We start from the raw sequence: 10783 nt of genomic DNA on the forward strand, positions 1-10783 counted from the left end.
TGGCTAGATAGATATTGCCCTTGAGCTGCTTGTGCTCGGAGGATTCGAAGTCGAACTCTTCGATCCGGTTACCTTTGACGACCGCGACACGGGTTTCTTCCCGGTGGCGCGCGTCGATCAGCATACGCATTGTCATTTATGATTCTCCGGCGATGGCGGTCGACGGCGCTGGGCCGGGCCACCATGCGATAGTGAAGGGACGGCCGCCTGCGCGCCGGTAAGGGCGCGGATGTCGGCATCGTCCGGGTTAGATGGAAAAACTGCGCGTCTGCTGCGTCGGCAGGGCCGGACATGGCGCCGGGCCGAACCAACCACGCCGCGACGCCCGTTGCCGGGGTCAGCGTGGATGGAAATTCATGCCTCATGCAGCGTCAACCTGTTCATAACATCGGCGCGGCGGCGCGGATCGCGCCAACCTGCCGTCTTCTTGGGCCTGCGCCGCGCCGTATGGAAAAGACGGACATTGCAGGAATGTGAATGGGTAGCAGCCAAAGCGGTAGGGAGCAACGGCTGCAGGAAATATTATGTCGCGGACACCGTCCGCCGCGCCCCTTCTGCCGCTTCATGCTGAAAATGCCGTTAACTCTCTCATTTTACCGAATCCAAGGCGGCGATGCTTAACCCGGCCTTTAGCGTGGGGACGCTGGACGGATGTAAACAGCATGAAATTTGGCTGGACGGCTGACTGGGCTGCGTTGCACAAGCGGTACATGTTTCTGAGCCTTGCCCTGGCAAGCACGATCGCCCTGTCGGTTCCCGGCAGCGCCGGTGGTATTTCCGGTGTCTTCGTGCAGAATGACCGGGTCGTCGTCCGCTTCGATGATCGGGTGAATGGCGCGTCGGCCTTCCTGCTGGACGCGCCGCGCCGGATCGCGCTGGATATCGATGGTGCGCAGGTCGGACGCGGCCATTTCGCCCCCGCCAGCAGCGCGGTGTCAGCCGTGCGACAGGGGCAGCTAAGCGAGGACACGGCGCGGGTGGTGCTGGACCTCGCCAGCCCCGCCACGCTCGACCAGGCACAGATCGCCGCCGATGGCAAATCGCTGAGCTTCGCGCTGCAGGGCGTGACCGACAGCCGCTTTCGCAGCGAAGTGGGCAAGGGCCGCATGCGCTTCGACGCGCCGGCCGAGATGGCGGCCCGCCCGCAAAGGCGCCTCCATTCGATCACTGTGCCGATCCCGGCGGCGGCACGCGGCGTCTCGCTGCCCTCAGTCGAAGGGTCGCGCGATGGTGCGCGGCCGCTGGTGGTGATCGATGCTGGCCATGGTGGCCATGATCCGGGTGCGATCAACACCGACATGGGCAAGCGCGAAAAGGATGTGACGCTGGCGATCGCGCAGGCGATCCGTGACCAGCTCGTCAAATCGGGCCGGGTGCGCGTCGCGCTGACCCGCGACGATGACAAATATCTGATTCTGCAGGAACGCTATGGCATCGCGCGCAAACTGGGCGCCGACCTGTTCATCTCCATTCACGCCGACGCGGCGGAAAATACCGAAGCGCAGGGGGCGACTGTCTATACCCTGTCGGAAACCGCGTCCGACCGCGAGGCGGCACGGCTGGCGGCACGCGAAAACAAGGCCGACATCATCAATGGCGTCAATCTGGGCGGCCAGTCGGGCGATGTCTCCTCGATCCTGATCGACCTGACCCAGCGCGAATCGCTCAACATCTCAGCGAGCTTTGCCCGGCTGCTGCAGCGCGAAGCCGCGCCCTATGTGCCGTTCCGCAGTAGCTATCACCGCTTCGCGTCGCTGATGGTGCTCAAAGCGCCCGATACGCCGTCGATCCTGTTCGAGACCGGCTATATCAGCAATGCCGACGACGCTGCGTTTCTGTCATCGCGCGAAGGGCAGTCCAAGATCGCGCGCGGCGTGGCCCGCGCGATCGAGGTCCATTTCGCGCGGAAGCTGGCGATGCGGAGCGGCACGGCGGGCGGTTGATCTTCCCCGACACGGGGATCGTTGCGAAATGCGGATCGCATACGAATCATCGTCATTCCCGCGAAGGCGGGAACCCATCTCCCACCTTATCATCTTGATTTTAGCTCCGGAGATGGGTCCCCGCCTTCGCGGGGATGACGTAAAACTCTGTGGGTGATGAATTTCGCGGTGATCCCGGTACCGAGGAGGGTGACCGTTTGCGCAGCAAATGGTGGAGGGGCGTGCCGTGGGGCAAACCACCTCCGACGCGCTGCGCGCGCCACCTCCCCGCGAGCGGGGAGGAACATCGTTCTCGCGATCCATACTGGCATTGCCCGCAATTTGACCCTAGAGCCTCGTACCCATGGAAGAGGCCAGCCCCGATACCGCCCCGTCATCCTTTGCCTATCGCTTGCGTCGCGACGCCAGTGGCGCAGGCGGCCTGCTGCGTCGCTTGTGGCAACGGCGGCTGGTGCGCTGGGGCACGATTGCGCTGGGCGGCTTCCTCACCGCTTTGCTCTTGTTCTGGCTGATCTTCGCGCGCGGTCTGCCCGATGCGGCGACGCTGCTGGAATATGAGCCGCCGCTGCCGACCATCGTGCGCGACATTAATGGCCAGCCAGTCCACAGCTATGCCCGCGAACGGCGCGTCCAGTTGCAATATAGCGATTATCCGCCGCTGCTGATCCGCGCCTATCTGGCGGCGGAGGACAAGACTTTCTTCGAACATCATGGCGTCGATATTCCCGGCTTTGCAGGCGCGGTGGTCGATTATGCGAGCAAGCTCGGCTCCGGCCAGCGCGCACGCGGCGGTTCGACGATCACCCAGCAGGTCGCCAAGAATCTGCTGATCGGCGATGAATATTCGCCCACGCGCAAGGTGAAGGAGATGATCCTCGCCTACCGCATGGAAAATGTGCTGAGCAAGCAGCAGATCCTCGAACTCTATCTCAACCAGATATTCCTCGGCCGGAATGCCTATGGCGTGCAGGCGGCCTCGCGCGCCTATTTCAACAAGGACGTTGCTGACCTCGCTCTGCATGAAATGGCCTATCTGTCGATCCTGCCCAAGGGTCCGGCCAATTATCGCCCCGAAAGCGAAAGCGGCATGGCGCGCGCGCTCGACCGGCGTAACTGGGCGCTGGGCGAGATGGTGAAGAGCGGCTGGATCACGCCTGCACAGCGCAATGCGGCGGCGGCGCTGCCGCTCGGCACGGTCGCCATGCACAGTTCCAGCTTCGACGCGCGCGCGGGCGGCTATTATATGGAGGAAGTGCGTCGTCGTCTGATCGGCTTGTTCGGCGAAAAGGCGGAAGACGGCCCCAACAGCGTCTATGCCGGTGGCCTGTGGGTGCGCAGCCCCTATGATCCGGTGGTGCAGGACAGCACCGCCAACGCCCTGCGCAACGGCCTGCTGCGTTTCGACGCCGGGCGTGGTTGGTCGGGTCCGGTCGCCAAGATCAAGATCGACAATGGCTGGGAACGCGAACTGGCGGCGAGCTATATCGACGTCGATTATGCCGAATGGCGCGTCGCCGTCATCATCAGCCGCACCTCTTCGGAAGCGCAGATCGGCTTTGCCGACGGCAGCACCGGAACTCTGCCCGCAAGCGCGGCGCAAATGGCCTATCGCAAGAGCGGTGGCCCGGCCTTTTCCGCGATGCAGCCCGGCGACTTGATCGTCGTGGCGCGCAATGGTGCCAATTGGGCGCTGCGCAACATTCCCGAAGTGTCGGGCGGCATGGTGGTGGAAGAGGTGCATTCGGGCCGCATCCGCGCGATGCAGGGCGGGTTCGATGCGCGCCTTTCCTCCTATAACCGCGCGACGCAGGCGATGCGCCAGCCCGGATCGACCATCAAACCCTTCGTCTATGCCGCCGCACTCGACAGCGGGATGACGCCTGCCTCGATCATCGTCGATGGCCCCTTATGCGTCTATCAGGGCGCTGGCCTGGGGCAGAAATGCTTCCGCAACTTTTCCGGCGGCAGCGCCGGGCCGCAGACGATGCGCTGGGGGGTGGAGCAATCGCGCAACCTGATGACCGTGCGCGCCGCCAGCCAGACCGGCATGGAAAAGGTCGTGCGGACCATCAAGGGATTGGGCATCGGCGATTATCAGCCCTACCTCTCCTTCGCGCTGGGCGCGGGGGAAACGACGGTGGAGAAGATGGTCAACGCCTATGCGACGCTGGCCAATCAGGGGCGGCAATTCCCGTCCAAGGTGATGGATTATGTGCAGGACCGGCGCGGCAAGGTGATCTGGCCCGAACGCTGGCGACCGTGCGATGGGTGTAACATGGCGAACTGGGACGGCAAGCCGATGCCCCGCTTCGGCATGGAGGGCAAACAGGTGATGAACCCGATGACCGCCTATCAGGTCGTCCATATCACCGAAGGCGTAGTCCAGCGCGGCACCGCCACGGTGTTGGCGGACTTGAAGCGCCCGCTGTTCGGCAAGACCGGCACCACCAACGGCCCGACCAATGTGTGGTTCGTGGGCGGATCGCCCGACCTCGTCGCGGGGGTCTATATCGGCTATGATCAGCCGCGCAGCCTGGGCGGTTGGGCGCAGGGCGGCCGCATCGCCGCGCCGATCTGGAAAGCGGCGATGGCCCCCATCCTGGAAACGATGCCCAAGACGCCCTTCGTCGCCCCGGCTGGCATCCGCATGGTGCCGATCGACCGGCGATCGGGCAAGCGCGTCTATGGTGCCTGGCCGACCAGCGAGCCCAAGGCCGCGGTCATCTGGGAAGCGTTCAAGCCCGAATCGGAACCGCGCCGTACCATCCGCAAGGAGGAGGCCGAGGCGCAGGCCAAGGTCGCCGCCGCCAAGGCCGCGTCCGGCCAGCGCCGCCAGCGTACCGACAGCGACTTTTTGCAGGATCAGGGCGGGATCTACTAAGGGTGCGGCGGGACAGCCGCGCCCGACAGATTGCGCGCGTCATTTTGGCGCTGGCCTATCTGGTGGCGGGCGTCGCGCATTTGCGGTCGCCGGGCGGGTTCATCGCGATCACGCCCGACTGGGTGCCCTTCCCCGCCACCGTCGTCTGGTTGACAGGGATAGCAGAGATTGCAGGCGCGGTGGGCTTGATGCTGCCGCCGCTGCGCCGGGCGGCCGGTATCGGCCTGGCGCTCTATGCGCTGTGCGTATGGCCCGCCAATATCCACCATGCGCTGGGCGACATTTCGCTGGGCGGGGTGCATCTGAGCTGGTGGTATCATGGACCGCGCCTGGCACTGCAACCCGTCATCATCTGGTGGGCGCTATGGGCGGGCGGCGTGATCGACTGGCCGTTCGGGCGGCGGCGCTGATCCGACCATCGTGTGATTGTCTTTTGAGGTGAGCGGCTTACTGTACCCTCTCCTGACCGACGATCACAAGAGAGAGCGATGACCCGGCATCTTCCCTGGATAGCGTTGGCCATTGTCGGCGCGGTGGCGCTCAGTGTGGTGGCCGTATCGCGCGGCGAGGCCGTCAATGCGCTGTGGATCGTCATCGCTGCGGTCAGCAGCTTCCTGGTCGCCTATCGCTATTATGCGCTGTTCATCGCGCGCCATGTGATGCGGCTCGATCCGTCGCGGCCCACGCCTGCCGTGCGCCGTGCCGACGGGCTGGACTATGTAGCAACCGATCGAACCGTCTTGTTTGGTCATCATTTCGCGGCGATCGCGGGGGCGGGGCCGCTGGTCGGGCCAGTGCTGGCGGCGCAAATGGGCTATCTGCCCGGCACACTCTGGATCATCGTGGGCGTCGTGCTGGCGGGCGCGGTGCAGGATTTCATGGTGTTGTTCATCTCCATGCGCCGCGACGGCAAGTCGCTGGGCGAACTCATTCGCATGGAAATGGGCCAATGGGCCGGGACGATCGCCCTGATCGGCGCCTTCATGATCATGGTCATCATCCTCGCGGTGCTGGCGCTGATCGTCGTTAAGGCGCTGGCCGAAAGTCCGTGGGGCATGTTCACCGTGGCGGCGACCGTGCCGCTGGCGATGTTCATGGGCGTCTATACCCGCTGGATTCGGCCGGGGCGGATCGGCGAAGTGTCGCTGCTGGGCCTCGTCGGGCTGCTCGCTGCGATCGTTTATGGGCAGGCGATTGCCGCCTCGCCGGTCTGGGGACCGATCTTCACCTTTACGCCGGTGCAATTGTGCTGGATTTTGATCGGCTATGGCGCCGTGGCGTCGGTGCTGCCGGTATGGCTGTTGCTTGCGCCGCGCGACTATCTCTCGACCTTCCTCAAGATCGGGGCGATCGCGGCGCTGGCCATCGGCATCGTCATCATGGCCCCGCCGCTCAAAATGCCTGCGCTGACCCAGTTCGTCGATGGCGGTGGGCCGGTCTGGGCAGGCGGCCTCTTCCCCTTCCTGTTCATCACCATCGCCTGTGGCGCGGTGTCGGGTTTCCATGCGCTGATTTCCAGCGGCACCACGCCCAAGCTGATCGCCAGCGAAGCCCACGCCCCGGTGATCGGCTATGGCGCGATGCTGATGGAGGCGTTCGTGGCGATCATGGCGCTGGTCGGCGCGTCGATTCTGGACCCCGGCATCTATTTCACGATGAACAGCCCCGGCGCAATCATCGGCACGGATGCGGCGAGCGCGTCGGCCGCCGTCACGGCGATGGGCTTTCCTATCTCGGCCGACCTCATCACGCAAACGGCCAAGGATGTCGGCGAGCATAGTATCATTTCACGCACCGGCGGCGCGCCGACGCTGGCGGTGGCGATGGCGGAAATCTTCAGCCATGTCGTCGGCGGCCCGGCGATGAAGGCCTTCTGGTATCATTTCGCCATCCTGTTCGAGGCGCTGTTCATCCTGACCGCGGTGGATGCGGGCACCCGCGCCGGGCGCTTCATGCTGCAGGATCTGATCGCGCTGGCCGTGCCGTCCTTCAAGGAGAGCAAGAGCCATGTGCCGGGCGTCGTCGCGACCGCGCTAACGGTCGCGGCCTGGGGCTTCTTCCTGTATCAAGGCGTCACCGATCCGCTGGGCGGGGTGAATACGCTGTGGCCGGTCTTCGGTATCTCGAACCAGATGCTCGCCGCGATCGCGCTGATGCTGGCGACAGCGGTGCTGTTCCGCATGAAGCGCGACCGCTTCGCCTGGGTGACGATGATCCCGACCGCCTGGCTACTGGTCTGCACTTTGTCGGCGGGGTGGCTCAAACTCTTCTCGCCCGATCCCAAGCTCGGCTTCCTCGCCCATGCGGCCAAGTTCGGCGCGGCGGCAGACAAGGGCGAAGTGCTTAGCCCCGCCAAGTCGATGGCGGAGATGGAGCGCATCATCTTCAACGACCGGATCGACGCGGCGCTGGTCGCGCTGTTCCTGGCCGTGGTCTTGTCGCTGCTGGTCTTCACGATCCGCACCTGCCTCGCCGCGCGTCGCAGCACAGAGCCGACCGCGCAGGAAATCCCGGCGCAACTGGTGCCGACGGCATGAGCGGGCTGCTCGACACGCTGCGCCGGACCGCACGGCTGATGGTCGGAATGCCCGACTATGACGCGTATCTGCGGCACTGCGAGGCGCATCATCCGGGGCAGCCGGTGATGGACCGCACGGCGTTTTTTCGTGACCGGCAGGAAGCGCGCTATGGCGGGAAGAATGGTGGGCGGTGCTGTTAGGGGAGTGTCTGGAAGCGCTCATCTGTCCCCATGCAAAACGCGATGTCGCCAGGCCAATTTAAGACTATGAATGCCGTGTCGGTAGCAGCAAACGACCTGATTGACTGGATCGCGGATCGCGATGGACTACTGATCGCTGCCTGGACGCCGCAAGTAATGGCGGCTTTGAATTGGGAGGCGCCCTTCGCAGAAGCTCTCGCTGGGGAACTGCACGCTGCGATGCTTACAACAATGCTTCGAGGAGGCTCAGAATCTAACTTCTTTGATTTGGTCACTCACATCAATATCGGCTTTGGAGCCGGTGTTGAACGCTTGCTGGCCGAGCGCTTCTTCAGGGTCTCGCTTAAGCTCGCGCGGGCGGCAGCGCGCGCTCAGCGGGACCAGCAAGCCCGCGCAGTGCTCCCATTTAAGTACGGCATCGTGGTAGGTGATGCGCGTACCGATCCGACACATCTCCCTTTAAGTAAAGTCATTCTGCCTTGGGATCATTCCTTTTGGATGCGTTGGCAGCCTCCTCTTGGAATGGACTGCCGGTGCGCAACTAATAATATGACGCACAGCCAAATGAAGCGCTCAGGCAGAACTCTCACGACAGACGCGGAACTATCGCTAATCGAATCACAGCTTCGCGATTCATGGCCAACCGAGTTTTTAATGCTGCTCGATTTTCGACGCCGGGAAGGGCCACTTTAATACAGCAGTGTCCTACCACTTGCCGTCATGCCGGGATTGACCCGGCATCTATTGGCTCGACGGTATGGCGTCATTGAGGGGGTGAGGCTCATCGACCCCGGATCAAGTCCGGGGTGACGGCATTTGGGGGCGGTTTCGTTCTTCAATCTGCCTGCCCTGTCTCCACCCTCCCCTCACCGCATCCGGTTGAATCCCGCCACCATGCCTGCCGTGATCGACAGCGCAATTTCGGCGGCGCCGATCGCGCCGATATCCAGCCCGGCCGGGCCATCGATCCGCGCCAGATCGTCCGCGCCAAAGCCCATGGCCGCGAGCCGCTCCAGCCTTGCCGCGTGGCTTTTGCGGGAGCCTAGCGCCGCGATGTAGCCGGTCGGCGCGCGCAACGCGGCGGCGAGCGCGGGGTCGTCGATCTTGATGTCGTGGCTGAGCGTGACCACGGCGGTCGATTCGCCGGGGAAGTGCGCGGCGATGGCGTCGTCGGGCCAGCGGTCGTCCAGTTCGACGCCGGGGAAGCGTTCGGCGGTGAGGAAGCGGCCGCGCGGGTCGATCAGGACCGGGGTCACGCCGATCGCCTGCGTCAGCGGCACGAGCGACTGGGCGATCTGCACCGCGCCGACGATCAGCAAGCGGCGGGGCGGATCATAGCGGTTGAGGAACAGTCCCTCCCCGCTCCCTTCCTGCGTCGCGCCGGTCGTCAGGTCGGTCGCCAGCGTGACGGCGCGCCCGCGCGCGTTCGCCGTGTCGATCCGGTCGAACAGGTCGGGGAGAAAGCCATCCTCCCCCACCGGCTGGACCAGCACCGCGATCTCGCCGCCGCAGGGCAGACCGACCTCCCACGCATCGCCATCGGCCACGCCATAGGTTTCGACATGCGCCGCGCGGCCTGCGATCACTTCAGTGGCGCGTTGCAGCACGTCGGTTTCGACGCAGCCGCCGGAAATACTGCCTTCGAACCGGCCGTCTTCATGGACGATCATATGGCTGCCGCGCGGGCGCGGGGCTGATCCCCAGGTCGATACCACCGTCGCTAGCGCCAGCCGCGCGCCGCGCCATTCCAAGCCCTTGCGGATCACCGCGCCATTGTCGTTCACACCGATACTCCTTTGGCGCACAGATAGGGTGGTCTCACCACCTACACCAGACGCCTGCCAGTCCACACGACGCGGCCGACGATGTCCACCAGCGCCGGGTCGATATCGGCCCAGTCGGGATAATGGACATTGTCGCTGACCACGCTGAACCGGCCCCGCAGTGGCCCCATGGCGATTCGCTTGACCATCAGCACGCCGTCGAGCCGCAACACATAGACGCCGTCGCGCAGCCGCAGCGCATCATCATCATGATCGACCATGATGTCGTCGCCGTCGCTAAGCGTCGGCGCCATCGATTCGCCATCGACGCGGATGATCGACACGCGCTGCGGCCGGACGCCCAAGTGCCGCAGCCAGTGCGCGTCGAACGCCATCACGCCCGCCGCGCGTTCATCCTCGTCCAGCGTGCCGCCGCCCGCCGACGCGCCCAGCGCCAGCCGGGGTACGGCGACCACGGCCGGCACGCTGCGCATCCGGCCGGACGTTGCCGACAGGGGCGCCGCCGCTGTCCCGCCCAGCATCTGTTCGGGTACGCCGAAATAGCGGGCCAGCACGCGGCGATCATCCTCATCCAATTTGCGCGGCGTCCCGCGCTTGATGAACTGCTGGATATAGGCGGGGTTGCGGCCGATCAGCCGGGACAGATCGGCATAATTCTCCCCCCGATCGGCGATCAGCCGTTCCAGCGCGATACGAGCGTCCTGCGATTCATCCATGATCCGTCCATTACTGATAAGATTTTTCCTAGACAAGTAGGAAATTGGCTTTGAGATAGGAATATACCTAACGGCTCGCGCGGGGCGAGTCGCCATGACAGGGGAGATTGAGGCCGATGCTGTTGCGCATGATCGAGACATTCCTTCGCCGCCACGAGATGCCGCCCGCCACCTTCGGGCGGGCCAGCGTGCGCGATCCACGGCTGGTCTTCGACCTGCGCGGCGGACGCGAGCCGGGCGAACGGATAAAGAGACGTGTAGAACATTTCATGAACACATATCGCAGGAGCAGCGGCCAATGACAAGCATCGATCCGCATGTGCGCGCGGGCAACCTGATCCGAAATCAAGCAATAGGAAAAGGCACGGCCGACCCCCTGCCCCGCCTGCTGGCCCAATTGCTCGCGCGGGCGGGCGACAATGCCCGCGTCGAACGGGCAGTGAGCCGCCCTTGGGCCAGCGCTTTGTTCGAGGGGCGACGCCATGTCGTGCGGCTGGCGATCAGCGGGGCGGAGGCGCAGGCGAGCAAGGCGCGCCTGCTCGATGGGATCAGCGAAGCGCAATGGGTGTTGCCGCGCCATTTCGTCGCTGACATCTGCGTCGATGCAGAGGGCGACAGCGCCGACGGCCTATGGGTGGAGCTGTCGGCGCTGACGATCGAGGAATGGTAGGAGAGTTAGCGCGCCCGGCCGGTCATGCTGCGCAACGTGCCCAGCGCGGCGCGCAATGCGGCGTCGGTGT

The 10783-nt window shown here is 64.6% G+C and carries 10 protein-coding genes; 8 read left to right on the forward strand and 2 right to left on the reverse strand.

The window, feature by feature from the left end:
• Nucleotides 1–662 precede the first annotated feature (662 nt).
• The 6 genes from IL54_RS13560 (at nt 663) to IL54_RS13585 (ending at nt 8236) form a co-directional block, all read left to right on the forward strand.
• Nucleotides 663–1943 (forward strand): N-acetylmuramoyl-L-alanine amidase, encoded by a 1281-nt coding sequence (locus IL54_RS13560; protein ID WP_037476379.1) that lies wholly within the window; start codon nt 663–665, stop codon nt 1941–1943.
• A gap of 343 nt (nt 1944–2286) precedes the next feature.
• On the forward strand, nt 2287–4824 hold the full coding sequence (locus tag IL54_RS13565) for a penicillin-binding protein 1A (protein ID WP_037476387.1): 2538 nt from the start codon (nt 2287–2289) through the stop codon (nt 4822–4824).
• A gap of 2 nt (nt 4825–4826) precedes the next feature.
• Nucleotides 4827–5234, forward strand: coding sequence for a DoxX family protein (locus tag IL54_RS13570; protein WP_193378855.1), 408 nt, complete (start codon nt 4827–4829; stop codon nt 5232–5234).
• Between the two features lie 78 nt (nt 5235–5312).
• Nucleotides 5313–7361: a carbon starvation CstA family protein gene (locus tag IL54_RS13575; protein WP_037476389.1), complete on the forward strand. Its 2049-nt coding sequence runs from the start codon at nt 5313–5315 to the stop codon at nt 7359–7361.
• On the forward strand, nt 7358–7543 hold the full coding sequence (locus tag IL54_RS13580; protein ID WP_037476391.1) for a YbdD/YjiX family protein: 186 nt from the start codon (nt 7358–7360) through the stop codon (nt 7541–7543). Before IL54_RS13575 ends, IL54_RS13580 begins: the two co-directional genes overlap by 4 nt.
• A gap of 30 nt (nt 7544–7573) precedes the next feature.
• On the forward strand, nt 7574–8236 hold the full coding sequence (locus tag IL54_RS13585; RefSeq protein ID WP_037476393.1) for a hypothetical protein: 663 nt from the start codon (nt 7574–7576) through the stop codon (nt 8234–8236).
• Between the two features lie 173 nt (nt 8237–8409).
• On the opposite strand, the gene IL54_RS13590 is transcribed toward IL54_RS13585, so the two are convergent.
• Both IL54_RS13590 and IL54_RS13595 read right to left on the reverse strand, forming a co-directional pair.
• Complete coding sequence (locus tag IL54_RS13590; RefSeq protein ID WP_037476396.1) at nt 8410–9327, reverse strand: XdhC family protein; 918 nt, start codon at nt 9325–9327, stop codon at nt 8410–8412.
• A gap of 41 nt (nt 9328–9368) precedes the next feature.
• The gene (locus IL54_RS13595; protein WP_037476398.1) at nt 9369–10043 is read right to left on the reverse strand and encodes a S24 family peptidase; all 675 of its coding nucleotides are present in this window, start codon (nt 10041–10043) and stop codon (nt 9369–9371) included.
• Between the two features lie 116 nt (nt 10044–10159).
• Here IL54_RS13595 and IL54_RS13600 point away from each other — a divergent pair, with 116 nt between their 5' ends.
• Nucleotides 10160–10345 carry a hypothetical protein gene (locus IL54_RS13600; RefSeq protein WP_037476400.1) on the forward strand — a complete coding sequence of 62 codons (186 nt, stop codon included), beginning with the start codon at nt 10160–10162 and terminating at the stop codon, nt 10343–10345.
• Entirely contained in the window at nt 10342–10713 is a 372-nt protein-coding gene (locus IL54_RS13605; RefSeq protein WP_037476402.1) for a hypothetical protein, read from the forward strand. The genes IL54_RS13600 and IL54_RS13605 overlap by 4 nt, the downstream gene beginning before the upstream one ends.
• Nucleotides 10714–10783 lie beyond the last annotated feature (70 nt).

This window comes from Sphingobium sp. ba1 (genome assembly GCF_000743655.1).
In the GTDB taxonomy this organism is placed as follows: Bacteria; Pseudomonadota; Alphaproteobacteria; order Sphingomonadales; family Sphingomonadaceae; genus Sphingobium.